22 protein-coding genes are annotated in these 23,264 nt (G+C 74.3%); 12 read left to right on the top strand and 10 right to left on the bottom strand.

The window, feature by feature from the left end:
• Positions 1-10: 10 nt before the first annotated feature.
• Positions 11-1,462, bottom strand: a complete 1,452-nt coding sequence (locus tag AB0L29_RS03870; RefSeq protein ID WP_365823000.1) for an NCS2 family permease — start codon at positions 1,460-1,462, stop codon at positions 11-13.
• Between the two features lie 148 nt (positions 1,463-1,610).
• On the opposite strand from AB0L29_RS03870, the gene AB0L29_RS03865 reads away from it, so the two are divergent.
• On the top strand, positions 1,611-1,895 hold the full coding sequence (locus tag AB0L29_RS03865) for a DUF2530 domain-containing protein (protein ID WP_365822998.1): 285 nt from the start codon (positions 1,611-1,613) through the stop codon (positions 1,893-1,895).
• Between the two features lie 120 nt (positions 1,896-2,015).
• The gene (locus tag AB0L29_RS03860; RefSeq protein ID WP_365822996.1) at positions 2,016-4,409 is read left to right on the top strand and encodes an HAD-IC family P-type ATPase; all 2,394 of its coding nucleotides are present in this window, start codon (positions 2,016-2,018) and stop codon (positions 4,407-4,409) included.
• A gap of 154 nt (positions 4,410-4,563) precedes the next feature.
• Here the strand turns inward: AB0L29_RS03860 and AB0L29_RS03855 are convergent, their stop codons facing one another.
• Positions 4,564-5,505 (bottom strand): hypothetical protein, encoded by a 942-nt coding sequence (locus tag AB0L29_RS03855; RefSeq protein ID WP_365822994.1) that lies wholly within the window; start codon positions 5,503-5,505, stop codon positions 4,564-4,566.
• Between the two features lie 196 nt (positions 5,506-5,701).
• Here AB0L29_RS03855 and AB0L29_RS03850 point away from each other — a divergent pair, with 196 nt between their 5' ends.
• Positions 5,702-6,025 carry a hypothetical protein gene (locus AB0L29_RS03850; protein WP_365822992.1) on the top strand — a complete coding sequence of 108 codons (324 nt, stop codon included), beginning with the start codon at positions 5,702-5,704 and terminating at the stop codon, positions 6,023-6,025.
• Between the two features lie 95 nt (positions 6,026-6,120).
• Here AB0L29_RS03850 and AB0L29_RS03845 read toward each other — a convergent pair whose 3' ends face one another.
• The 3 genes from AB0L29_RS03845 to AB0L29_RS03835 all read right to left on the bottom strand — a co-directional run bounded on the left by AB0L29_RS03845 (position 6,121) and on the right by AB0L29_RS03835 (position 10,482).
• Complete coding sequence (locus tag AB0L29_RS03845; protein ID WP_365822990.1) at positions 6,121-9,246, bottom strand: molecular chaperone Hsp90; 3,126 nt, start codon at positions 9,244-9,246, stop codon at positions 6,121-6,123.
• 154 nt (positions 9,247-9,400) lie between these two features.
• Positions 9,401-9,610, bottom strand: a complete 210-nt coding sequence (locus AB0L29_RS03840) for a DUF397 domain-containing protein (protein ID WP_365822988.1) — start codon at positions 9,608-9,610, stop codon at positions 9,401-9,403.
• On the bottom strand, positions 9,607-10,482 hold the full coding sequence (locus tag AB0L29_RS03835; protein WP_365822986.1) for a helix-turn-helix transcriptional regulator: 876 nt from the start codon (positions 10,480-10,482) through the stop codon (positions 9,607-9,609). The genes AB0L29_RS03840 and AB0L29_RS03835 overlap by 4 nt, the downstream gene beginning before the upstream one ends.
• Positions 10,483-10,637: 155 nt before the next feature.
• Between AB0L29_RS03835 and AB0L29_RS03830 the strand changes: the two genes are divergently transcribed.
• The gene (locus AB0L29_RS03830; protein WP_365822984.1) at positions 10,638-11,108 is read left to right on the top strand and encodes an ATP-binding protein; all 471 of its coding nucleotides are present in this window, start codon (positions 10,638-10,640) and stop codon (positions 11,106-11,108) included.
• Between the two features lie 28 nt (positions 11,109-11,136).
• Here AB0L29_RS03830 and AB0L29_RS03825 read toward each other — a convergent pair whose 3' ends face one another.
• Positions 11,137-12,063: a DUF3027 domain-containing protein gene (locus tag AB0L29_RS03825; RefSeq protein ID WP_365822982.1), complete on the bottom strand. Its 927-nt coding sequence runs from the start codon at positions 12,061-12,063 to the stop codon at positions 11,137-11,139.
• A 309-nt stretch (positions 12,064-12,372) separates the two neighbouring features.
• Between AB0L29_RS03825 and AB0L29_RS03820 the strand changes: the two genes are divergently transcribed.
• From AB0L29_RS03820 to AB0L29_RS03805, 4 genes are all read left to right on the top strand, one after another.
• Entirely contained in the window at positions 12,373-13,806 is a 1,434-nt protein-coding gene (locus AB0L29_RS03820) for an MFS transporter (RefSeq protein WP_365822980.1), read from the top strand.
• Between the two features lie 224 nt (positions 13,807-14,030).
• Complete coding sequence (locus AB0L29_RS03815) at positions 14,031-14,504, top strand: DUF2771 domain-containing protein (protein WP_365822978.1); 474 nt, start codon at positions 14,031-14,033, stop codon at positions 14,502-14,504.
• Complete coding sequence (locus AB0L29_RS03810) at positions 14,474-15,247, top strand: futalosine hydrolase (RefSeq protein WP_365822976.1); 774 nt, start codon at positions 14,474-14,476, stop codon at positions 15,245-15,247. The genes AB0L29_RS03815 and AB0L29_RS03810 overlap by 31 nt, the downstream gene beginning before the upstream one ends.
• On the top strand, positions 15,237-16,085 hold the full coding sequence (locus AB0L29_RS03805) for a 1,4-dihydroxy-6-naphthoate synthase (RefSeq protein WP_365822974.1): 849 nt from the start codon (positions 15,237-15,239) through the stop codon (positions 16,083-16,085). The genes AB0L29_RS03810 and AB0L29_RS03805 overlap by 11 nt, the downstream gene beginning before the upstream one ends.
• Before the next feature lie 19 nt (positions 16,086-16,104).
• Here AB0L29_RS03805 and AB0L29_RS03800 read toward each other — a convergent pair whose 3' ends face one another.
• A complete protein-coding gene (locus AB0L29_RS03800) occupies positions 16,105-16,488 on the bottom strand; it encodes a cold-shock protein (RefSeq protein WP_365822972.1) in 384 nt (127 codons plus the stop codon).
• Between the two features lie 163 nt (positions 16,489-16,651).
• Between AB0L29_RS03800 and AB0L29_RS03795 the strand changes: the two genes are divergently transcribed.
• The gene (locus AB0L29_RS03795) at positions 16,652-16,900 is read left to right on the top strand and encodes a hypothetical protein (protein WP_365822970.1); all 249 of its coding nucleotides are present in this window, start codon (positions 16,652-16,654) and stop codon (positions 16,898-16,900) included.
• Here the strand turns inward: AB0L29_RS03795 and AB0L29_RS03790 are convergent.
• Both AB0L29_RS03790 and AB0L29_RS03785 read right to left on the bottom strand, forming a co-directional pair.
• Positions 16,879-17,529, bottom strand: coding sequence for an HAD family hydrolase (locus AB0L29_RS03790; RefSeq protein ID WP_365822968.1), 651 nt, complete (start codon positions 17,527-17,529; stop codon positions 16,879-16,881). The two genes, AB0L29_RS03795 and AB0L29_RS03790, sit on opposite strands and share 22 nt — an antisense overlap.
• Positions 17,530-17,603: 74 nt before the next feature.
• Entirely contained in the window at positions 17,604-18,620 is a 1,017-nt protein-coding gene (locus AB0L29_RS03785; protein WP_365822966.1) for a hypothetical protein, read from the bottom strand.
• Between the two features lie 165 nt (positions 18,621-18,785).
• Here AB0L29_RS03785 and AB0L29_RS03780 point away from each other — a divergent pair, with 165 nt between their 5' ends.
• The 3 genes from AB0L29_RS03780 (at position 18,786) to AB0L29_RS03770 (ending at position 22,033) form a co-directional block, all read left to right on the top strand.
• Positions 18,786-21,353 carry a helicase C-terminal domain-containing protein gene (locus AB0L29_RS03780; RefSeq protein WP_365822964.1) on the top strand — a complete coding sequence of 856 codons (2,568 nt, stop codon included), beginning with the start codon at positions 18,786-18,788 and terminating at the stop codon, positions 21,351-21,353.
• 203 nt (positions 21,354-21,556) lie between these two features.
• Positions 21,557-21,685 carry a hypothetical protein gene (locus AB0L29_RS03775; RefSeq protein ID WP_365822962.1) on the top strand — a complete coding sequence of 43 codons (129 nt, stop codon included), beginning with the start codon at positions 21,557-21,559 and terminating at the stop codon, positions 21,683-21,685.
• A gap of 129 nt (positions 21,686-21,814) precedes the next feature.
• On the top strand, positions 21,815-22,033 hold the full coding sequence (locus AB0L29_RS03770) for a hypothetical protein (protein WP_365822960.1): 219 nt from the start codon (positions 21,815-21,817) through the stop codon (positions 22,031-22,033).
• Here AB0L29_RS03770 and istB read toward each other — a convergent pair.
• The gene (gene istB, locus AB0L29_RS03765; RefSeq protein WP_365822958.1) at positions 22,002-23,261 is read right to left on the bottom strand and encodes an IS21-like element helper ATPase IstB; all 1,260 of its coding nucleotides are present in this window, start codon (positions 23,259-23,261) and stop codon (positions 22,002-22,004) included. The two genes, AB0L29_RS03770 and istB, sit on opposite strands and share 32 nt — an antisense overlap.
• Positions 23,262-23,264 lie beyond the last annotated feature (3 nt).

Here is a 23,264-nt window from a genome sequence, read left to right as displayed (position 1 = left end):
ACGCCGCGGCTCAGGTCAGGCCCAGGGCCGGCATGAGGTAGTAGAACGTGAAGACCGCCGCCACCACGTACATCGCCGCCGGCACCTCACGGCCCCGGCCGGCCGCCAGACGCAGCACCACGAAGGTGATGAAGCCCATGCCGATGCCGTTGGTGATCGAGTAGGTGAAGGGCATCACCATCATCGTCACGAAGGCCGGGACGGCGATGGTGTGGTCGGCCCAGTCGATCTCCTTGACCGAACCGGCCAGGATCAGGAAGCCGACCGCGAGCAGTGCCGGGGTGGCCGCCTGGGACGGGACCATCGTGGCGACGGGGGTCAGGAACAGGGCGACCGCGAAGAGGGAGCCGGTGACGACGTTGGCGAGACCGGTGCGGGCCCCCTCGCCGACGCCCGCGGTCGACTCGACGAAGCAGGTGGTGGCCGAGGAGGAGCTGGCGCCGCCCGCGGCGACCGCGATGCCGTCGACGAACAGGACCTTGTTGATGCCGGGCATCTGGCCCTGGGCGTCGGTCAGCTTGGCCTCGTCCGAGACGCCCATGATCGTGCCCATGGCGTCGAAGAAGCAGGACAGCAGGACGGTGAAGACGAAGAGGACGCCGGTGAGCACCCCGACCTTCTCGAAGCCGCCGAAGAGGCTGACCTGGCCGACCAGGCCGAAGTCGGGGGTGGCGACCGGGTTGCCGGGCCACTTGGGGGTGGTGAGCCCCCAGCTCGGCACCTTCGCGACCGCTTCGATGACCACCGCGACGGCCGTCATGACGACGATCGAGATGAGGATCGCGCCGGAGACCCTGCGCACGATGAGGGCGAGGGTGAGCAGGGCGCCCAGGACGAAGACGAGGACCGGCCAGCCGTCGAGGTGGCCGTCGCCGCCGAGCTGGAGCGGGACGGTGGTCTGGGCGGCGTCGGGGATGCGGCTGACGAACCCGGAGTCGACGAGCCCGATCAGCATGATGAACAGGCCGATGCCGATGGAGATGGCCTTGCGCAGGCCCTGGGGGACGGCGTTCATGACCCGCTCGCGCAGCCCGGAGGCGACCAGCAGCATCACGACGAAACCGGCCAGCACCACCATGCCCATGGCGTCCGGCCAGGACATGCGGGGCGCCAGCTGGAGCGCGACGACCGAGTTCACGCCCAGGCCGGCGGCCAGCGCGATCGGCACGTTGCCGATGACGCCCATCAGGAGCGTGGTGAGGGCGGCCGTCAGGGCGGTGGCGGTGACGAGCTGCCCGTTGTCGAGCTGGTGCCCGTACATGTCCTTCGCGCTGCCCAGGATGATCGGGTTCAGCACGACGATGTAGGCCATCGCGAAGAAGGTGGCGAAACCGCCGCGGATCTCCCGGGACACCGTGCTGCCCCGCTCGGAGATCCTGAAGAAACGGTCGAGGGGGCCGTGCGCGGAACCCGCCCCCGGCGAGTCGGGGGCGGGGACCTTGGCGGGGGCCGAGGTGGGCATGCGGGACCTCATCACCAGAGGGCTCCCCCAACCCTCTTGGCGTTTCCTACGAAAAGAAGCGGCCAGAGACAAACGGTTTCAGTATGAACATATAAACCCGGATGCGCCATCTCCGCGCGTAGACGCCCCGGCCTCGTAAGCTGTGCCCATGGCCGGGTTTTTTTCGGGATCCCCCAAGCACGAGGCGCCGGAGCCCCTGGAGGGGCCCGTGGTCGCCACAGTCACCGGCGGCACGATCGTCTGGTTCGTCCTCTTCCTGGCACAGCTGCCCTTCTACGGCTGGTTCGAGGACCGCGGGCGGACGTGGTGGGTGTGGACCTGCCTGGCGGGCGGGGGACTCGGCCTCATCGGCATCTGGTACGTCCGCAGGCGGGACGCCGCGATCAAGCGGGCCCGGGCGGCGGAGCGGGAGCAGGTCTCCCCGTCCGAGTAGGGACCCCGCCGCGCGGGGCGTAGTACCGGGGCGGCACGTCCCGCCGGACATGTCCTCCTCAAGTCGGATCTTCCCCGCACCGGCGGGTGAAGCCCTCCCTCCGCACGTACCGTCGAATGCATGACGCATCTCGACGCGGACGCCCGGACCGGCTCCGCGCCCTCCGGCGCGGCCACCCCACGGGCGACCGGGCTGACGGCCGCGCAGGTGGCCGAGCGGGTGGCGCGCGGACAGGTCAACGACGTGCCGGTGCGCAGCAGCCGCTCCACCCTCGACATCGTCCGCGCGAACGTCTTCACCCGCTTCAACGCGGTCATCGGCGTGCTCTGGCTGGTCATGCTGGTCGTCGCCCCGATCCAGGACAGCCTCTTCGGCTTCGTGATCCTCGCCAACACCGGCATCGGCATCGTCCAGGAGTGGCGGGCGAAGAAGACCCTCGACTCCCTCGCGCTGATCGGCGAGGTCCGGCCGACGGTGCGCCGGGACGGGGCCGCCACCGAGGTCGGCACGTCCGGGATCGTGCTGGACGACCTCATCGAGATCGGGCCGGGCGACAAGATCGTCGTCGACGGGGTGTGCGTCGAGGCCGACGGTCTCGAGATCGACGAGTCGCTGCTCACCGGCGAGGCCGACCCGGTCGTCAAACGGCCCGGCGACCAGGTGATGTCGGGCAGCTTCGTCGTCGCGGGCGGGGGCGCCTTCCAGGCGACGAAGGTGGGGCGCGAGGCGTACGCCGCGCAGCTCGCCGAGGAGGCCTCCCGCTTCACCCTCGTCCACTCCGAGCTGCGCTCCGGCATCTCCACGATCCTCAAGTACGTGACGTGGATGATGGTCCCGACCGCGATCGGCCTGGTCGTCAGCCAGCTCGTCGTCGAGGACAGCGACCTCGAGGACTCCGTCGCCCGCACCGTGGGCGGCATCGTGCCCATGGTCCCCGAAGGGCTGGTCCTCCTCACCTCCGTCGCCTTCGCGATCGGCGTCGTCCGCCTCGGCCGCAGGCAGTGCCTCGTCCAGGAACTCCCCGCCATCGAGGGCCTCGCCCGCGTCGACACCGTCTGCCTCGACAAGACCGGCACCCTCACCGAGGGCGGCATGGACCTCACCGGCCTCACCCCCCTGGACGGCGCGGACGAGACGTACGTACGGCAGGTGCTCGGCGCCCTGGGCGCGTCGGACCCGCGGCCGAACGCCTCCCTGCGGGCGATCGCCGACGCCTGCCCGGACCCCGGCGGCTGGCGGTGCACCGGGGCCCTGCCCTTCTCCTCCGCGCGCAAGTACAGCGGCGCCTCCTTCGAGGAGGCCGGCGGCGCGTCCGGCACGTGGCTGCTCGGGGCGCCGGACGTCCTCCTCCCCGAGGACGACCCGGCCCTGGCCGACACCGGGCGGATGAACGAGCAGGGCCTGCGCGTGCTGCTGCTCGCCCGCGCCGGCCGCGGCCTCGACGACCCCCGGGTCGCCGAGGGGGTCGAGCCGGCCGCCCTGGTCGTCCTGGAGCAGCGGCTGCGGCCCGACGCCGCCGACACCCTGCGCTACTTCGCCGAGCAGGACGTCCGCGCCAAGGTCGTCTCCGGCGACAACGCGGTCTCGGTCGGCGCGGTCGCCGCCAAGCTGGGGCTGAAGGGCACCACCGTCGACGCGCGCCGGCTGCCCGCCGGCCGGGACGGCATGGCGCGGGCCCTGGACGAGGGCACGGTCTTCGGGCGGGTCACCCCGCAGCAGAAGCGGGACATGGTGGGCGCCCTGCAGTCCCGCGGGCACACGGTCGCGATGACCGGCGACGGCGTGAACGACGTCCTCGCCCTGAAGGACGCCGACATCGGGGTCGCGATGGGCTCCGGCTCGGAGGCCACCCGGGCGGTCGCGCAGATCGTGCTGCTGGACAACAGCTTCGCCGCGCTGCCCTCGGTGGTCGCCGAGGGCCGCCGGGTCATCGGCAACATCACCCGGGTCGCGACGCTCTTCCTCGTCAAGACGGTCTACTCGGTGCTGCTGGCGATCCTGGTGGTCTGCTCGCGGGTCGAGTACCCGTTCCTGCCGCGCCACCTGACCCTGCTGTCGACGCTCACCATCGGCGTCCCCGCGTTCTTCCTCGCCCTGGCCCCCAACAAGGAACGGGCCAGACCGCACTTCGTGCGGCGCGTGATGCGGTACGCGATCCCGGGCGGGGTGCTGGCCGCGCTGGCGACCTTCGCCACGTACCTGATCGCCCGGGCGCACTACACGGGCCCGCACGCGCTGGACGCGGAGACCAGCGCCGCCACGCTCACGCTCTTCCTGATCTCGATGTGGGTGCTGGCGATCGTCGCCCGCCCCTACACCTGGTGGCGGATCGCCCTGGTGGCGGCGATGGGCGGGGCGTTCCTGGTGGTCCTGGTCGTGCCGTGGCTGCAGGAGTTCTTCGCGCTGAAGCTGGTGGGCGTGACGGTGCCGTGGATCGCGGTCGGCGTCGCGGCGGGGGCGGTCGCCGCCCTGGAGGTGCTGTGGAGGCGGGTGGACCACCGCTTCCCCGCGTGAGCGGCCGGGCCCCGGGCCGGCGTCCGGCATCCGGCGGCCGCAGAACGCCGGACGCCGGACGCCGGACGCCGGACGCCGCCGGCTCCGGGTCGTCCCGGAACCGGCGGCGCGGCGCACGCGGGCACGGGCGCGGGCGCTCCTGCTCCCGCTGCTTCTACTGCACGTCGACGAAGTCACCCGTGGCGTTGACGGCCGGGGTGGTCGCGGTGCCCGCGAAGGAGTAGCGGAAGTAGCCGTCGGTGGACGCGGTCACCGTGGTCTTCAGCTCGCCCGTGGAGTTCGTCGTGACGGTCTTCAGCGTCGTGTAGGTGTCGCTGCCCTTCTTGCGGAACTGCAGCTTCACCGGCTGGCCGGTGTACCCCGCGTACTTGTGGGTCTCCCAGTTGGCGCGGGACAGCTTGCCCGTGACCGTGATGGTCCTGCCCTTCTTCACCGGCTCGGGGGAGGCGTTGACGGTGAGCTTGGAGTAACGCTGGAGCTTGGTGGTGCCCAGGCCGTCCTGGTAGGCGAAACCGACCTGGTTCCAGTCGATCTCCTCGGCGAGCGGGTCCTGGTCGTTCCAGTCGTACGCGTAGCCCCCCACCTTCCAGGTGGCGGCGTCGGCGTTGACCAGCTCGACGTCCGGGTAGACGTCGATGGTGCCCTTGCAGGTGTCCTTGGTCGACGAGACCGGCGTGCAGACCGGCCAGTCGTCGCCGAAGAGGACCTTGGTCGCGTTCTCGTACGAGGTGCCGCGGTAGATCTCGACGTCGATCATGAAGTCGGGGGCGTTGAGGTCCATGCCCGCTTCGTGCGTGACCGTGTAGGTCACCGGGACCGTCACCTGGTTGCTGATGCCGGCGACGATCGGCTTGCCGTTGTTCACCTTCACGTTGGAGAAGGAGAGGTCCAGCGCGTAGGGGACGCCGGTGTCCGCGGCGGTGTAGGCGGACGGACCGGACGCCGCCTGCCGCGCGGACTGCACGGCCTCCACGAGGTCGCCCTTGCCGTGCGAGGACTTGTCGTACGAGGAGCCGTCGGCCTGTGCGGCGGGCACGGCGAGGGCGGAGAGGGCCAGGGCGCCGGAGACGGCGGCCACGGTGGCGCGAATACGCATGTGTTCCCCAGATGGAGAGGGGTCCCGGCGCTCGTCGCTCCCCCATGGCGCGTCGTCACGCCCGGGACCCAGGTGATCAGGGAGTCTGTTGACTCAGGTGATCAGATTCGCCACCTGGGTGAATGGTTGTACGGATGGTGAAAAGATTCGCGGGAGTTTTCGCGGTCAGTCGAACCACCGATCCCGAGGAAGCGCTGTGGACGACAGAGAGCTGATCGAGCGGATCCGGGCCAGACCCGGACTGTACGGTCTGGACACCTCGTACTACCCGACGGTCACCTTCCTCGACGGGTACGACCTGGGCCGTTCGGGCGCCCTGCTGCACGGGTTCACCGAGTGGCTCGTCGCCCGCGGGGGCGAGGAGAGCAGTCTCGGCTGGCGGGCGCTCGTCCTGGAGGAGGCGTTCCCGGGTGCGGGGATCCGGCACTGGGCGTCGCTGAGCGACCGGCAGCAGGCACGGGCCGTGGACCGCCTGTTCACCCTGCTGCTCGAATTCCTCGCCGAGCGGGACGCCGCGTAACCGGCAGGGGCGCCGTCGGCGAACGGACGGCGCCCCTGCCGGTGAACCGCGACCGGTACTCCTGCGCGCCGACGCGGTCACCCGCTACCCGCGGGTCAGTCGAACCACCGGTCCCGCGCCAGCTCCCCCGTCCGCGACGGGTCCTCCAGCAGTGCCGCCACCTCGAAGCGCCGCGGCCACTGGCCGGCCGCCCAGGCCAGGCCCGCGGCGACGCCCTCCAGGGTCGACGCGTGCAGGACGCCGTCGTCCGTCAGCCGCCAGTCGATCTCCACACCGTCGACGACGAGTTCCCCGTGCTCGACGTAGGTCGCGGGGGTCAGCGGGCCGAGCAGCACCCGCACCGGCTCCGGCACCTCGTGCTCGGTGCCCTCGGAGTCCACCTCGCCGGTGACGGACTCGCTCAGCCGCCGCACCTGGAACAGCTCCGCCAGGTCGGCGGCGCGCGACGGGCGGACCGGGAGCAGCGGGACGCCCTCGGTGAAGGGCAGCAGGTCGGGTGAGTCGACCACGACCGCGTCGGCGGCGTCCACGACCTCCACCCGCCCGTCGACGACCGCGCGCACCTCGTCGGGCAGGGTCACCTGCTCGGGGTCCAGCTCGGCCAGCGCGCCGTACAGGGCGTGCAGCTGGGCGGCCGTGACCTCGCGCTCGGGGTCGGCGAGGCGGTCCAGCAGCTCCGCCGCGCCGCCCGGCTCGTCGAGCAGGGCGGCCACGGACGTCCGTACGCCCAGCGCCCGCAGGACCTGTTCGTCGTCGAAGCCGGTCGCGTCGGCCTCGTCGTACAGGCCCCGCAGCAGCGGGTCCCCGCCCGCCGCGCGCAGGCCGGCGGGACGGCGGCCGTCGAGCACGGGGTGGCCGCGCAGCCACCAGGCCGTGTACGGCCGGACGGTCTCGTGGGTGCCGTCCGGCAGCAGGATCCGCACCGGCTGGACGATCGCGTCCCGCAGGGGCGGCCGCGACAGCAGGGCCAGGGCCTGGGGCCACCTGTCGTCGTCGACGAGGTCGAGGTCGCGCACGGCGACGATCTCCGTGGCGACCGGCGGGACGGGCGTGTCGGGGAAGCGGTCCAGGACGTCCTCGCACCACACGTCGACGGCGTCCAGCAGCCCGGCGTCGTCGGGTTCGGGGAAGTCGCCCTCGCGGGGTTCGAGCTCGTCCGGGTCGAGGACGACGTCGGTGGCGCGCACGAGCGCGAAGTCCACCAGGACGCCGCAGGCGGCCAGCGGCTGTTCGCCCCACTTCCCGGCCAGCTCGGCGTCGACGGCGGCGAGTTCGCCCTCGCGCATGACCCGGGCGAAGGGGCCGCCGGGGAAGACCAGTTCGCAGGCGGGGGACAGTTCGCCGTCCTCGTCGGGGAGGGCGAGCGCGCCGAGCCAGGGCTCCTCGCCGGGCTCCAGGCCGGCGTCGCGGACCAGGGCGAGCACCGTGTCCGCCAGTTCCTCGGCGTCGGGGGCGTCCTCCTCCCAGTTCGCGCCGCCCTCGTCGTCGAGGGAGGCGGCGACCGCGGCCCGCACCTGCGGGGTGGTGAGCACCGCCCGCGGGGTCGCGGGCAGCGCGCCGAGCTTCTCCAGGATCGGGTGGGCGGCGTCCGGGTGGGCCACCTTCAGGCCGAGCCGGGCCAGCACCTCCGGGTCGGTGCGGGCGTCGGCCGGGCCGGGCAGCAGCACCTGCCGGGGCCCGATCGTCGTCCGGCCGTCGGCGAGCGGCACGGGCAGCCCGGTCAGCCGGTCCGGATCGACCCCCGCGAGGCTGTCGTACAGCCGCCGCCACCAGCCCGGCTCCTTCTCCAGTCCGGCCAGCCGGTCCACGGCGTCGCTCAGGGACACCCGGGCCACGCCCAGCGTGCGCAGTTCCGCGCGGCGCTCCAGCCCGGCGGGCAGCAGGGTGGGCAGCACCTCGGCGAGCACCCGCACGGTGTCCGCGCCCGCGCCCTCCACCACCTCGGCGTCCCTCGGCCGCAGGGACTCGGGCAGGTCGTCGTCGGCCTCCTGGTCGTGCGGTGCGAGGGCGGGCGGCAGGAAGGAGGTGCGCGGCAGGCGCTCCAGGATCGCCTGGCGCAGGGCGCCGTCCAGTTCGCCCTTGCCGAGGGGACCGGGCACGAGGTCGATGATCCCGGCGGTCACCGGGCGCCAGCCGGCGAGGAGTTCGGCGTACGCGTCGGCCGCGCGCTGCACGAGGAAGTCGGTCAGCGGGCCGGGCGCGGCGTGGCGGCGGGTGGAGTCCAGCGGGAAGGACGCGATGAGCAGGGCCGGCACGCCGAGCGGCTCGTCGCTGGGGGTGGGGGCGTGCACGACGGGGCTGGTGCGGGGCCGGGCGGGGCTGCCGTCGGCCTCCACGGGCACGGCCCAGGTGACCGACCAGTGGGGGCGCAGGCGCTCCTCGACGGGCCGGTCGGCGAGGAGGTCGGGGGTGAGGGCGCCGTGCGCGGCGCGGGTGCGCCAGTGGGTGACCCCGCCCACCGAGTCGTCCACGACGGTGAACGGTCCGTCGGTGCGGCGGCTGAGCGTGCGCGGGACGTCGCCGTCGATCTCCACGACGACCTCGGTCAGGCCGGGCAGGGTGAGCAGCAGCGCGTCGTCGACGGCGCGCAGGAGGCGTTCGGCCAGGGCGGCGGCGGCCGTGTCGCGCAGCGGCAGGATGACGGCCGTGTCGTAGGGGTCGGGGGCGGTGCCCTCGGCGGCGAACGGGAGCCGCAGCAGCGGCACGTGCCCGTCGCGGCGGCGGATCTCGTCCCCGAGTCCGGGGCTGTGCCGGGCGAGGTCCCCGGCGAGGTCGCGGGCCTCGGCGAGGGACCAGCGCACCCCGCCGTGCCGGCCGACGACGGCGGGCTCGTCGGTGACGGCGAGGACGGCGGCGAAGCCGACGCCGAAACGCCCCACGGAGGGGGTGTCGCGCTTGGCGGAGGCGCGCAGGGTGGACAGCGACTCGACGCCGGCGGCGTCCAGCGGGGCGCCGGTGTTGGCGGCGACCAGGACACCGTCGCGCAGGGTCAGCCGGAGCCGGCCGGGCACCCCGGCGCGGGCGGCGGCGTCGGCGGCGTTCTGGGCGAGTTCGACGACGAGCCGGTCCCGGTAGCCGCCGAGGACCAGGTCCTCCTCGGCGTTGGCGTCCTCACGGAACCGGGCGGGGCTGGTGACCCACGCGTCCAGCACCCCGCGTCGCAGACGTGCCGTGCCGAACGGATCGGCACCCTCGGCGGCCGGGCGCACGAACTTGCTCACGTTCACTCTCCTCGTCGGCCCACATCGGCGTGAGCCCGAAGGTACCGCCTCACCGGCCGCGAGCACGCATCACGCCCGGCGGGCGGACGCCGTAGGACGCGGGCGGGACCCGGCCCTCCCGCCGCCGGAGCGGCGGGCGGACCGGGCAACGCGATCAGCCCTCGCAGGCGTACGGGACGAAGCGGGCCCACACGCCGGGGGCGAAGGCGAGACGGGGACCCTCGGTGTCCTTGGAGTCGCGGACGTGGACGGTGCCGGGGGTGAGGGCGAGTTCGACGCAGGAGTTGCCGTCGTTGCCGCTGCTGTAGCTGCTCTTGAACCACGCCAGCTCGGAGGCGTCCCCGGCGGTGGTCTTGTGGATCATGTTTCTCCCAGCAGTTGTTCGATGAAGGCCAGCGACGCCTGAGGCGAGAGCGCCTGCGCCCGGATCGTGCCATACCGCAGTTCAAGGATGCGCAGTTGTTTCGGATCGGTGGTCGGCCGACCACCGAACGCACCGTCGGAGCGACCGACCGCTGTACCGTCCGCGAACTTCAGCAGCTCGATCTTGCCGTCCATGCCGGAGTGCGTCTCGCAGTGCAACGGCATCACTTGGAGCATGACGTTGTGCAGCCGACCCACCTCCAACAGACGTTCGAGCTGCCGTCGCTGCACCATTCTGCCCCCGATGGGCCGCCGCAGGGCCGCCTCTTCCAGGACGAAGCTGAGGGCAGGAGCAGGTGAGCGCTCGAAAACCGACGCCCGAGCGACGCGAGCCGCCACCATGCGTTCCACCTCGTCCGGTGAATACGGCGGCTGCATAGCCTCGAACAGGGCCTTGGCGTGCTCAGGTGTCTGCAACAGGCCGTTGATGCTGTGGTTTTCGTAGATGCCGATCTCGACTGCTTGCGCCTCCAGCTTGGCCAGCTCCCGCACCTTCTTCGGGTACCGGACCTTCTTCACGTCCTCCCAGGCGGCGGCGAGCAGCCCGCCCGCGTCCAGCACCTCGTCCGCCCTGTCCAGGTACTCCTGGCGGGGGATCCGCTTGCCGCCCTCGATCTTGTAGACCATGTCCTCGCCATAGCCGACCGCCCTCCCGAACTCGGCGGCCCGCATCCCCGCCGCCTCGCGGCGCAGCTTCAGCTGCCGCCCGACGGTCGTGATGACCGCGACGCCCCACTCGTCGTCCGGGTCCACCTCCCAGCCCGGCTCGTCCGCCTCGCTCCTGAGCCGTCCCGCTTCCGCCTCGACCGTCATGGCGCGCCCCTCCGTCGTCCCTGCGATGCACCCGGCGCCCTACCCGTACGTCCCGCCCGCACAGCCCAGACAGCACCGGACAACCTGCGGACAGTGACCGTACGTACCCACCGAGTGACTTCTCACGGTACGCACGCACCGCCACGCTGAGTGACGTGAACCAGGAATCCACCACCCCCACGACGCCCGTCCGCACCTTCAGCGTGCTGCTCTCCCCCACACCGCGCGGCGCCCGCCTCGCCCGCCTGCTCGGAGCAGAACAGCTCCGCTCATGGGGTCTGCCGCTGGATCCGGCCCGCCAGGTCATCGCGGAACTGGCCGTCAACGCGGCGACACACGGCCGCGTGCGGGGGCGCGACTTCCGGCTCGCGCTCCACGTCGTGGCCGGCACCCTGCGCGTCGAGGTCACCGACACGCGGGGCGAGCGGCTGCCCGAGCCCCAGGAGCCCTCCTCCGACGCCGGGTCCGGCCGGGGCCTGATGCTCGTCGAGGCGCTGGCGGACCGCTGGGGGGTGGCCGACGCCCCCTTCCCGCGCAAGACCGTGTGGGCGGAAGTACGCCTCACACCACCGGAACCGGCTCCCCCGGACTCCGGTGCCGCCGGCGCCTCTTCCCGGGAAACGTGAGAGGAAGGCCCCCGTCATGGGCCGTCCGCTAGGAGTGCCCCAGCTCCGCCGACGACTCGTCCTCCGTGACCGGGACCGACCCCGAGTCCGGCGACGGCCGCAGCGGGAACGGGTCGACCCGGGTCTCGTCGATCACCGGCGGGGCCGGCTGCGGCGGCCTGGGCATGACGGCGGCCTCGGAGTGGCCGCCGCAGCCGTAGGACAGGGAGACGACCCGCCCGTCGGCCGGGGAGAACTCGTTGGCGCACACGCCGAAGGCCTGCCCGAGGGAGCCGCCGACGGGCACCAGGAAGCCGCAGCTCACGCAGGAGGCGGGGGCCGCCTGGGCCATCGGGGTCTTGGGGCCGAAGGCCTCCTCCCAGCGGTCGGCGGCGGTGTGCAGGCCGTAGCGGGACAGGACCCGGGCGCGGCGCATGCCCAGTTCCTCGGCCACCGCCGCGATCGAGCCGCGCGAGGGGGCGGCCGGGATGTTCGCCGGGCGCCCGGCGGCGACCTCCGCGTCCTCGGCCTCCATCAGGTCGGCCATCTCGTGCGAGACGGCCGAGTTCGGCGGGGGTTCGTCCTCGCCGGAGTAACCGGGTTCCAGACGCAGGTCCTCGGCGTCGGTGGGCAGCAGGTCGCCCGGGCCCATGTCGCCGGGGCGCAGCCGTTCGCTCCAGGGCACCCACTCGGGGGCGAGCAGCGCGTCGGGGCCGGGCAGCAGCACCGCCTCGTCCACCGTGACGATCTTCGCGCGCGACGCCCGGGCCACCGTCACCGCCCAGCGCCAGCCGCGGTACCCGAGCTCCTTGCACTCGAAGAAGTGCGTGACGACGCGGTCGCCCTCGGACACCAGCCCCACGTGCTCGCCGACGACCCCGGGTGCGGCGGCCTCCTCGGCTGCGGCGCGGGCGAGGTCGACGGCCTCGGCGCACAGACGGTCAGGGGTGCGGCTTCGCGTTGTCGCTGCGCTCACAGATATCGCTTCTCTCCATACGCCGTCTCACGAGTGCGCCACTCCCAGCGCGGGGGCGGACGGAGCGGACCGGGGGACCGCGTCGACGTCCGCGCCGAATCGTGCTCGGGCGCGCCTCCATCCATTCTGCGGGATGGCTGAGATACGCACGCTACCTTCTCGCGTGCGCTCGGCCTACACCGACGGAACCATCCGCCCCGTCGCAACGGTGTTTCCGGCCCGCCCGCATATGCCGCAGAGCCGGAAAGCGCGCCGCCATACGCGCGGTGACCGCACTACGCACAGCCATATCGGGGCACTATGAACGTCGTGGCAGCCGCGAGGACGCCCCAGAGCGCCACCGGGACCGGTGGGCCGGAAGGGGCCAAGGAGAGCAGCCGACGCAGCGGGCCGGGCCGGACGGGCGGCCCGCTCCGCGCGGTCGGCCGTGCTCTGCACCTGCCCGTGACCAAGACCGCCCGCGGCATCCGCAGAGCCACCCACGCGCACGGCGCCGGCGAGTCCGGCCTGGGCAAGCTGATCGAGCTGCACGGCGTGAACGGCGCCGGCGACGTCATGATCACCGTCGCGCTCGCCTCCACCGTCTTCTTCTCCGTGCCGACCGACGAGGCCCGGGGCCGGGTCGCCCTGTACCTGGCGATCACCATGGCGCCCTTCACGCTCCTCGCGCCGGTGATCGGCCCGCTGCTGGACCGCGTCCCGCACGGCCGCCGGGCGGCGATGGCCGGGGCGATGGCCGCCCGGGCGCTGCTCGCGCTCGTGCTGTCCGGCGCGGTGATCACCGGCAGCATCGAGCTGTATCCGGCCGCACTGGGCGTGCTCGTCGCGTCCAAGGCCTACGGCGTGGTCAGAAGCGCCGTCGTGCCCCGTCTGCTGCCGGCCGGCTTCTCGCTGGTGAAGGCGAACTCGCGGGTGACGCTCGGCGGGCTGCTGGCCACCGGGATCGCGGCGCCGATCGGCGCGGGGCTGCAGCAGATCGGGCCGCGCTGGCCGCTGTACGGCGCCTTCGTCATCTTCGCGGCCGGAACGTTCCTGTCCTTCTCCCTGCCGTCGAAGGTGGACTCGGCCAAGGGCGAGGACACCGCGCTGCTGGCGGCGGACGAGCGGCATCTGCACGGGCCGCACCGCAGGCCGGTCAAGCGTCCGGGGCTGCGGACGGTCGGCCCGGCCGTCACGCACGCGCTGGCCGCCAACGCCGCCATCCGCTGCCTGACCGGCTTCCTGATCTTCTTCCTGGCGTTCCTGCTGCGCGAGCACCCGCTGAGCGGGCAGAGCGCGGCGGTGTCGCTGGGCGTGGTCGGTGTCGCGGCGGGCGCCGGCAACGCGCTGGGGACGGCGGTCGGGGCCTGGCTCAGGTCCCGGGCGCCGGAGATCATCATCGTCACGGTCGTGGCGTGCGTGCTGGGCGCGGCCATCACGGCCGCGGTGTTCTTCGGGGCGGTCCTGGTGGCGTGCCTGGCCGCGATCGCCGGGTTCGCGCAGGCGCTGGCCAAGCTGTCCCTGGACGCGCTGATCCAGCGGGACGTGCCCGAGCTGGTGCGCACCTCGGCGTTCGCGCGGTCCGAGACCCTGCTGCAGATGTCCTGGGTGCTGGGCGGGGCGGTCGGCATCGTGCTGCCGCTCGACGGCTCGCTCGGGCTGGCGGTGGGCGCCGCGATCGTCGGCACCGGCTGGCTGGCCACCGTGCGGGGGCTGGTCGGATCGGCCCGGCGCTCGGGCGCGCCGCGCACACGCGTGGCCTAGGGCCTGTCGTTCGGATCAGGCCGGATCAGGGAGCGGGGTCTGGTGCCGTGCGTCGCAAGGCGGAGGAGGGCGCCGTGGCAAAGCCCCGGCAGCCGGCGACGACGCGGCGGGGCGCGGTGCCGGACCCCGCGAGCCCGGCATGATCCGAACGAAAGGCCCTATTGGTCCGGGCACGCCGCACCCCGCCTGGGAGGGGTGCCGGGCCCGCCCGATAGCCTTCGGCCATGACCAGGTTGCAATCCGCTGTGCGACGCCGCCGCGCCGTCGCCGCCGCCGGCGCCGTTTCCGCCGGACTGCTCGTCCTGTCGGCGTGTGACAAGCCGACCCCGATGTCCACCGTCACCGTCGGCAGCTCCTCGGTGAACGCCGAGGCGACCTGCGGCGGCGAGGGCAAGGCCCTGAAGTCCGCCGATCTGTCGAAGTGCCTGAAGAACACGGACATCGAGACCGTCTCGGTCGACCCGGACGAGACCGTGCGCTTCGGTGTCGACCCGGAGGTCGCCGACGAGGGCTGGACGATCCTGATGAACGGCCAGCCGCTGACCGACTCCAGCAAGAAGACCTACCGCACCATTCCGGGCAGCGTCTTCTTCAACGCCCAGTACGGCGCGCAGGGCAACTCGACCCTGGTGTCCATCAAGCAGGGCGAGAAGGACACCACGGCGCTGTGGAACTTCAAGCTCAAGAAGGACGCCTGAGCACTGCCGCCGGGCCTCGGGTGCTGGTGGCCACCGCGGTTCCCGCCGAGCGGGACGCGGCGGCCGGGGCGTTCGCGGGGCCCGTCGGCGAGGTGCGGGTGCCGGGGGCGGTCCTGGGCCGGCTGTCGCCGGGGTCCGCGGCCGGTCCGGTGACGGCCGACCTCCTCGCCGCCGGCGTGGGGCCCGCCCTGGCCGCCGCCTCCGCCGCCTCGGCCCTCACCGCGGCCGCCCTCGACGGCCGCCCCTACGACCTCGTCGTCTGCGCCGGGATCGCCGGCGGGTTCCTCCCGCACGCCCCCGTCGGCTCCCTCGTGGTCGCCGACGAGATCACCGCGGCCGATCTCGGGGCCGAGACGGCCGAGGGCTTCGTGCCGGTCACCGGGCTCGGCTTCGGGACCGTCACCCACCGCCCGCCCGCGGCGCTGGTGCGGCGGGCCGCCGCCGCGACCGGGGCGCGGACCGGGGCCGTGCTCACCGTCTCGACCGCGACCGGCACCGCCGCCCGCGCCGAGGAGCTCCGCCTGCGTCACCCCACCGCCCTGGCCGAGGCCATGGAGGGCTTCGGCGTCGCCGAGGCGGCCGCCGCGCACGGTGTGCCCGTGCTGGAGCTGCGGGCGGTGTCCAATCCCGTCGGCCCCCGCGACCGCGCCGCCTGGCGCATCGGCGAGGCCCTGGCGGCCCTGACCGAGGCCTTCGGGAAGCTCGCGCCCGTCCTGGAGAGTTGGAACCGGCATGACCAGTGAGAAGCTGCGGATCGCCTACTCCCCCTGTCCCAACGACACCTTCGTCTTCGACGCCCTCGCCCACGGCCGCGTCCCCGGCGCCCCGGCCCTGGACGTGACCTTCGCGGACATCGACGTCACCAACGGCATGGCCGAGCGCGGCGAGTTCGACGTGCTGAAGGTGTCGTACGCGGTGCTGCCGTACGTCCTCGACGACTACGCGCTGCTGCCCTGCGGGGGCGCGCTGGGGCGGGGCTGCGGGCCGCTGGTGCTCACCCGCCGGGCCGGGACCGACCTGACGGGGCGGACGGTCGCGGTGCCCGGCGAGCGGTCGACGGCGTACCTGCTGTTCCGGCTGTGGGCGGCGGACACGCTCCCCGACGGGGTCGGGAGGATCGTCGTGATGCCGTTCCACGAGATCATGCCGGCCGTGCGGGACGGCCGGGTCGACGCGGGGCTCGTCATCCACGAGGCGCGCTTCACCTACCGCGACTACGGCCTGCACAAGCTCGCCGACATGGGCGAGCACTGGGAGCGCACCACCGGGCTGCCGATCCCGCTCGGCGCGATCATCGCCAAGCGGTCCCTGGGCGCGGACACGCTCCGGCTGCTCGCCGACTCCGTGCGCGCCTCCGTCCGGGCCGCCTGGGACGAGCCGGAGGTCTCCCGCCCGTACGTGATGGAGCACGCCCAGGAGATGGACCCGGCCGTCGCCGACCAGCACATCGGGCTGTACGTCAACGAGTTCACCGCCGACCTCGGCGAGGACGGCTACGCGGCCGTGCGCGGCCTGCTGGCACGCGCGGCGGCCGAAGGGCTGGTGCCGCCCCTCGGCCCGGACGCGCTGGTCTTCCCGTGATCCGTGAGGTCCCGCCGGGCTACACGTCGAGCTGGTCGGCGACCGCCCGCAGCAGGCCGGCGATCTTCTTGCCGGAGGCCCTCTCGGGGTAGCGGCCCTTCTCCAGCATCGGCGTGATGTTCTCCAGGAGGGTCGTCAGGTCCTGGACGATGGAGGCCAGCTCGTCGGGCTTCTTGCGCTGCGCGGCGGCGACCGACGGGGTCGGGTCCAGCAGGGTCAGGGAGAGCGCCTGGTCGCCGCGCTGCCCGGCGACCACGCCGAACTCCACGCGCTGCCCCGGCTTGAGCGTCTCGACTCCGGCGGGGAGGACCGAGGAATGGACGAAGACGTCACCGCCGTCGTCGCGGGAGAGAAAGCCGAAGCCCTTCTCGCTGTTGAACCACTTGACCTTGCCGGTAGGCACGTCTGTCCTCGTCCTCGTACTCGTCGGAAAACTGCTTCTGAAAGGGCTCTTGATAGCACTGGGGCGGGCCGCCCAGACCCGCCGGTACCAAGGCTAATGGTCCTCAGGCCGGTGACAAGACGTCACCCGGTCGTTCCTTCGCGCTGGGAACTACCCTGGTCCGGTGCGTGACAAAACCCAAACGAATTCCGCCGCGCCCGGTGACCGCCTGGTCCGTGCCGGTGCCGTCGTCTTCTTCATCGGCGCGGTGGCCACCTTGGTCACGGTGGCCCCGTTGTTCCTCGGGACGACGCCCTTTCCCACATACATGTTCGGATTGAGCATGCTCATGGCCGTCGGATTCCTGATGGCCGGCGCCGGCGTACTGCGCTCGATCGCGGCCGGGCGGCGTCAGGCGCGCTCCGGGCGGTAGTCCGGCCCGTCGGCGTACCGCGAGAACCAGCGCGGGAATTCCGTCAGATCGGTGAGGACGACGTCCGCGCCGGCCGCGCGCAGTTCCCCGGCCGGGCAGGGGCCCGTGGCCACCGCGACCGACAGCGCGCCCGCCGCCCGGGCGCCGCGCACGTCCCCGAGGTGGTCGCCGACGTAGACGTCCGCGCCGTGCTCGCGCAGCGCCCGCGCCTTCTGCTCGGCCCACAGGTCGCCGACGACGGCGTCGGGCTCGATGCCGAGGTGGGCCAGGTGCAGCTTGGCGTTCGGCTCGTACTTCGCCGTGACCACCACCGCGCGCCCGCCGGCCTCCCGCACGGCCGCGACCGCCTCGCGGGCGCCGGGCATCGCGGGCGTCGCCGCGACGGCGATCGCCGGGTACATCGCCCGGTACAGGTCGGCCACCGCCTCCACCTCGCCGGCCGGGAACCAGTGGGCCAGCTCCTCGGCGAGCGGCGGACCGAGCCGCGTGACGGCCAGGTCGGCGTCGATGTACGTGCCCGTCCGCTCGGACAGCGCCGTGTAGCAGGCGCGGATGCCGGGACGGGAGTCGATGAGGGTCATGTCGAGGTCGAACCCGACGGTCGGCACGGGCGCGGTGGGATAGGCCATGCGGGCCATTGTGCCCAGGCCCCGCGACGGCCGGCCCAGGCCCCGCGGCGGCCGGCCCCGGTCCCCCGGCCGGCTCACCCGCGCCGCTGCGAGCGCCACACCAGGAACAGCGCCGACGCCACGGCCGCGCCGCGCACCACCCACGGCCAGGTCCCGGCGAGCGCGTCGTCCATCTGCCCCTCGGCGACGGGGGTACCCCAGCGGCCGTCGGTACGGCCCCACAGCCACACGACGCCGGCGGCCACCGCGAGCCCGGGCATGCCCATGACCGCCCACTTCGCCTCCGCCGGGGTGAGCCGGCGCGAGGTGTAGGCGATGGCCCAGCCGATCAGCAGGGCGAACCAGTTGCCGAGCACGGCACCGACGACGAGCAGCCCGGCCGCGAGCAGCAGCAGGGGGTTGCTCCGGCCGGCGGACGCGAGCCGCGGGAGCCGGCGGCGCGCGGCCGGCGCCCCGGCGGGCTCCGCGACGGCCGGCACCGCCTCCTCGGCGGTCTCCTCCGCCTGCGTCTCCTTCCCGGGCGCCTCTTTCCCAGGCGCCTCCTTCGCGGGCGGCGCCTTGAGCAGTTCCGGGATCTCCACGCCGCCCACGAAGCCGGGCACGTCGTCGATGCCGAGGGGGCCGCTGTCCACCCGCCACCAGTCCGGCCCCCCGGCGCCGTCCCCGAGCTCGTGCGCCGCCGCCAGGTGCGGCGGGGACGGCGCGCCGGAGGGGCGCGGCTCCTCCCCGGGCCGCGCCGGGCCGGCCGGCCGCGGACGCGGCACGACGCGGCGCAGGACGCCCTTGGCGCGCTCGGCGGTCCGCGGCTCGCGCTGCACGGGGACGGCGGCGGGCGGGGCCGGGGGCGTGCCGCCGGTGCCGGTGTCCCCGGCGGCCGCGGCCACCACCTCGTCGGGCGTGCCGAGGCGGGTGAGGATGCGGCGGACGGCGGCCGGGCTGTCGACGGGTGTCCTCGCCCGGCGCCGGTCGATCTCGTTGCGCAGGCCGGCGACCAGGCGCATGCGGACGGCCGACGACAGCTGCCGCTGCTGCGCCACGTCGCCGACGCGGCTCAGATACTCGTAAACGACCTGGTCGCTCTCGATCCCCACGAAGTCCCCTCCGGGGCGGGTGCGTTGTTCAACCGCGTGGCACGACGGTACCGCGTCCTCCCGGATGCCCGGCTCCGCGCGGGCGCGTGCCCCTCCCCGTGTGCCCCGGGCACCTCCCGGACCGACGCGTCCCCGGCGCCGTACCCACCCGCTACCGTTGAGCGGATGAGCACCGAGGAGACCCCCGCGGCCCCCCGTTCCCTCGCGGAGGCGCTCCGCGCCCGTGACGACCGCTCCCTGGCCGCCCTGCTGCGCAGCCGCCCCGACCTCCTCACGCCCGTCCCCGGCGACCTCACGCAGCTCGCCACCCGCGCCGCCACCCGCGCCTCGGTCGTGCGCGCCCTGGAGCGGCTGGACCGGTTCGCTCAGCAGACGGCCCAGGCGCTGGCCGTGGCGGCTGACCCGGCGACCTACGACGAGCTGCTCGGTCTCCTGGCCGGCGACGACCGGGACCCGGCCGTCGCCGCGGCCCTGCCGCACGCCCTGGGCACCCTGCGCGAGCAGGCCCTCGTCTGGGGCGGCGACGAGCGGCTGCGCCTGGTGCGCACCGCGCGGGAGCTGCTCGCGCCCTCCCCGCAGCACCCCTCGCCGACCGGGCTCGGACCCACCGTCCAGGAAGCCGCCGCCGGGATGTCGCCGGGGCGGATCCAGCAGATCCTGACCACGGCCGGGCTGCCCTCGACGCACGACCCGGTCTCCGCCGTGGCCGCTCTGACCGCCCTGTTCACGGACCGCGAGCGGATGGCCGCGCTGCTCGACCGGGCGCCCGCCGACTCCCTGGAGGTGCTGGAACGCCTGGTGTGGGGGCCGCCGTACGGCCAGGTCGCCCCCGAGCCGGCGCCCCGGCTGCGCTGGCTGCTGGACCGCGGGCTGCTGCTGCCGACGGCGCCCGGGACGGTGGTGCTGCCCCGGGAGGTCGCGCTGCACCTGCGGCGGGGCCGGGCGCACCGCGCACCCGAGCCGGTGCCGCCGCCCGTCGAGGCCGCCGCCGTCCATCGCCCGCAGGTCGTGGACGCGACCGCGGCCGGGCAGGCGTACACCGCGCTGGCGACCGTCGAGGAGCTGCTGAAGGAATGGGACGAGGGCGGTCCCGCCGTGCTGCGGGCCGGCGGGCTGAGCGTGCGGGACCTGAAGCGGACCGCGGTCGCCCTCGACGTGTCCGAGCCGGTCGCCGCCTTCTGGGTGGAACTGGCGTACGCGGCGGGCCTCGTCGCCTCCGACGGCGAGGCCGACGAGCGGTACGCGGCGACCCCCGCGTACGACGAGTGGCGCGAACTGCCCGCCGCCGAACGCTGGGCGCGGCTGGCCACCGCGTGGCTCACCGCGACCCGCACGGCCGGGCTGGTCGGCGGACGGGACGCCAGGGACCGCACGCTGTCGGCGCTGGGGCCGGGACTGGACCGCTCGGCGGCGCCCGAGGTGCGGCACCGCGTGCTGGCGCTGCTGGCCGGGCTGCCGGAGGGAGCCGCGCCGTCCGCCGGGTCGCTGCTGGCCCGGTTGCGCTGGGAGAGGCCGCCGCGCGGGCCCGTGGAGGCCCCCCACGAACGGGGCCGGGCCGGGGGGAAGGACGACGACCTGCGCGGCCGGCTCGCCCGGTGGACGCTGTCCGAGGCGGAGCTGCTGGGCGTCACGGGGCGGGGCGCGCTGTCCGCGCACGGACGGGCCCTGCTCGGGGCACCGGCGCCGAGGGCACCGCAGGCGGACCCCGAGGGCCCCGGGGACAAGCTCCCCGTCCACCACCGGCCCACCCCGGCGCCGGCCCCCCTCTCCCCCGCCGAGCAGGCCACCGCCGCCGCCACCGCCGCCCGCCTCCTGGCGCCCCTCCTGCCCGAGCCCTTGGACCACGTCCTGCTGCAGGCCGACCTGACCGCGGTGGCACCGGGCCCGCTGCGGCGTCCGCTGGCCGACGTGCTCGGCGTGCTCGCGGACGTGGAGTCGAAGGGCGGGGCCACCGTCTACCGGTTCACGCCGGGCTCGGTACGGCGGGCACTGGACGCCGGGCGGACCGCCGCCGACCTGCACGCCTTCCTCGCCGAGCACTCCCGTACGCCGGTGCCGCAGCCGCTGGCGTACCTGATCGACGACGTGGCCCGCCGGCACGGGCACCTGCGGGTGGGCGCGGCCTCGGCGTACGTGCGCTGCGACGACGACGCGATGCTGAACGAGATCCTCGCCGACCGGCGGGCCGCCGGGCTCGGGCTGCGGCGCCTCGCCCCGACCGTGCTCGCCGCGCAGGCCGACCCGGCCACGCTGCTGGAGGGGCTGCGGGCGATGGGCTTCGCGCCGGCCGCCGAGTCGGCCGAGGGGGACGTGCTGATCGCCCGGGCGCACGCCCACCGCACCCCGCCCCGCACGGCCCCCGAGCCGGTGCCGGAGGGGCCGCCGGTCCCCGACGACACCCTGCTCGCCGCGGCGGTCCGCGCCATCCGGGCGGGCGACCTCGCCTCCACCGTCCCGCGCAAGCAGACGGGGACGCCGGCCGCGACGGGCGGCGCACTGCCGCGCACGACCTCCGCCGAGACCCTCGCCACCCTGCAGGCCGCCGTCCTGACCGGCGAGACCCTGTGGATCGGGTACGTCAACGCCGAGGGCGCCGCCAGCCAGCGCGTCATCGAGCCGGTCCGCGTCGAGGGCGGCTTCGTGACGGCGTACGACCACACCGCGGACGGGGTCCGCACGTATCCGCTGCACCGGATCACGGGGGTCGCGGAGCTCGCCGACGGCGACCGCTGAGGCCGCCGCGGGGCCGCCCGGGATCACTCCTGCGGGTGTACGCCGGGCTTCATGCACGCCACGCCGGACAGGTCCCACCCTCGGGCGACCTTGCCGGGCGTGCCGCATCACGCCGCGTGCCCCGGGGCAGCCAACGGGTGTTCCGATCAGGCCCGGACGCCCCGCGGGGAGTCCGGGCGAGTGCAGCAGAAAGGAAGTCCCCCATGCGTGCTGCCCGTCGTGTGGCCGCCGTCCTGACCGCCACCGCCGTGATGCTCGGCGCGTTCGCCACGCAGGCCGCGGCGATCGGCATCGACGTCGCCGGGTTCGTCCTGGAGACACCGGCCATCTGACGCGTTCCCGTTCCCGGCGGGCCGGCCCCGGCGTTGCGGGACCGGCCCGCCGCGGGTGACGCGTCCCCCTTCCCGGCGCGCCCGGCGCGTGCAACTCCCCGCCCCGCACCCGAAAGGCCCTGACCCCCCATGCGTTCCAAGTTTCCCGACCAGGCCCGCGGCGCCGTCGCCGTCTCCGCCGCCGCGCTCATGACCGCCGCCGCCCTCGTCATGGCGCTCGCGCCCGAGACCCCGGCCGCCCCGCTCCCGCTGCCGCTCCCGGTCGCGGGGGCCGAGCCCCTGGTGACCGAGGGGATCACCGTCGAGGGACCGCTGATCAACAATCTCGGTCTGCCCACGCAGAAGTAGCCCGGCGCGTGCGGTAGCTGTCCCCGTCGATCCGCACGATCTCGGCGTGGTGGGCCAGCCGGTCCGCCATCGCCGGGGCGGCCGGGCCGGCGAACACCTCCTCCCAGCGGTCGGGCGGGCGGTCGCCGGTCACCAGCAGCGAGGCCCGCTCGTAGCGGTGCGCGACCAGCCGGAAGAACAGCAGGGAGGCATCCGCGTCGAACGGGACGTAGCCGACCTCGTCGACGATCAGCAGCGGGTAGGCGTCGAGGGCGGTCAGCTCCTCGGCGAGCCGGCCCGCCGCCTCGGCGGCGGCCAGCCGCGCGGCCCACTGCGCGGCGGTCGCGAACAGCACCCGGTGGCCGGCCTCGCAGGCGCGCACGCCGATGCCGGTCGCCAGGTGCGTCTTGCCGGTGCCGGGCGGGCCGACGAGCACCGCGTTGCGGTGCTCGGCGACGAAGTCCAGCTTGCCGAGCCGGGCCACGGCCTCCCGGTCGAAGGAGCGGGGGTGGCCGGCGTCGAACTCCTCCAGCAGCTTGCGGGAGGGGAACCCGGCCGCGCGGATCCGCTCCTCGCCGCCGTCCCCGGCCGGGAACGGCCACACCCGGGGGGCGGCCTGCGCGGGGATCCGCACGGTCTCGTCCGCCCCGGCCACCGGCGCCGGTCCGGGATCGTGCTCCGCCCGGGCGGGACCGTGCTCGGTGCGGGCGAGCATCGGGCCGGACATGTACGCCAGGATCGCCGCCGACACGATGAAGGCCATGTGGATCACCGTGCCCCACAGCAGGGAGTGCCGCGAGGTGTGCTCCACGTCCACGAACATCTGGAGCAGGTGCACGGAGGAGATGCCGACGATGGCGGTGGCCAGCTTCACCTTCAGCACGTTGGGGTTGACGTGCGAGAGCCATTCGGGCTGGTCGCGGTGGCCCTGGAGGCCGATGCGCGAGACGAAGGTCTCGTAGCCGCCGACGATCACCATGATCAGCAGGTTGGCGATCATGACGACGTCGACCAGTTTGAGCACGGCGAGCATCACGTACGTCTCGGTGGCCCGGCCGGTCACACAGCGGCCGATCAGGTTCCACAGCTCGTAGAAGAACTTGTAGACGTACACGCCCTGCACGGCCACCAGACCGAAGTACAACGGGGCCTGGAGCCAGCGGGTGGCGAACAGGGCGTAGCCGAGCGTGGCGGTCGGCGGGGGCGGGGGCGGGGACGGGGTTCGCGTGGGGGGCTGCACGTCCGCCATTCT

This window comes from Streptomyces sp. NPDC052701, assembly GCF_040678355.1.
Lineage (GTDB): Bacteria > Actinomycetota > Actinomycetes > Streptomycetales > Streptomycetaceae > Streptomyces.
Note: the sequence above shows the minus strand (reverse complement) of the source record. Positions and strands in the feature narration are given on the sequence as shown.

What these genes read in the sequence shown, in the direction of transcription:
- AB0L29_RS03790 (WP_365822968.1), bottom strand. Translation starts at nt 17,529, where the DNA reads ATGGCCTATCCCACCGCGCCCGTGCCGACCGTCGGGTTCGACCTCGAC.
- AB0L29_RS03780 (WP_365822964.1), top strand. Translation starts at nt 18,786, where the DNA reads ATGAGCACCGAGGAGACCCCCGCGGCCCCCCGTTCCCTCGCGGAGGCG.
- AB0L29_RS03855 (WP_365822994.1), bottom strand. Translation starts at nt 5,505, where the DNA reads ATGCGTATTCGCGCCACCGTGGCCGCCGTCTCCGGCGCCCTGGCCCTC.
- AB0L29_RS03770 (WP_365822960.1), top strand. Translation starts at nt 21,815, where the DNA reads ATGCGTTCCAAGTTTCCCGACCAGGCCCGCGGCGCCGTCGCCGTCTCC.
- AB0L29_RS03835 (WP_365822986.1), bottom strand. Translation starts at nt 10,482, where the DNA reads ATGACGGTCGAGGCGGAAGCGGGACGGCTCAGGAGCGAGGCGGACGAG.
- AB0L29_RS03815 (WP_365822978.1), top strand. Translation starts at nt 14,031, where the DNA reads ATGACCAGGTTGCAATCCGCTGTGCGACGCCGCCGCGCCGTCGCCGCC.
- AB0L29_RS03860 (WP_365822996.1), top strand. Translation starts at nt 2,016, where the DNA reads ATGACGCATCTCGACGCGGACGCCCGGACCGGCTCCGCGCCCTCCGGC.
- AB0L29_RS03805 (WP_365822974.1), top strand. Translation starts at nt 15,237, where the DNA reads ATGACCAGTGAGAAGCTGCGGATCGCCTACTCCCCCTGTCCCAACGAC.
- AB0L29_RS03870 (WP_365823000.1), bottom strand. Translation starts at nt 1,462, where the DNA reads ATGCCCACCTCGGCCCCCGCCAAGGTCCCCGCCCCCGACTCGCCGGGG.
- AB0L29_RS03865 (WP_365822998.1), top strand. Translation starts at nt 1,611, where the DNA reads ATGGCCGGGTTTTTTTCGGGATCCCCCAAGCACGAGGCGCCGGAGCCC.
- AB0L29_RS03775 (WP_365822962.1), top strand. Translation starts at nt 21,557, where the DNA reads ATGCGTGCTGCCCGTCGTGTGGCCGCCGTCCTGACCGCCACCGCCGTG.
- istB (WP_365822958.1), bottom strand. Translation starts at nt 23,261, where the DNA reads ATGGCGGACGTGCAGCCCCCCACGCGAACCCCGTCCCCGCCCCCGCCC.
- AB0L29_RS03840 (WP_365822988.1), bottom strand. Translation starts at nt 9,610, where the DNA reads ATGATCCACAAGACCACCGCCGGGGACGCCTCCGAGCTGGCGTGGTTC.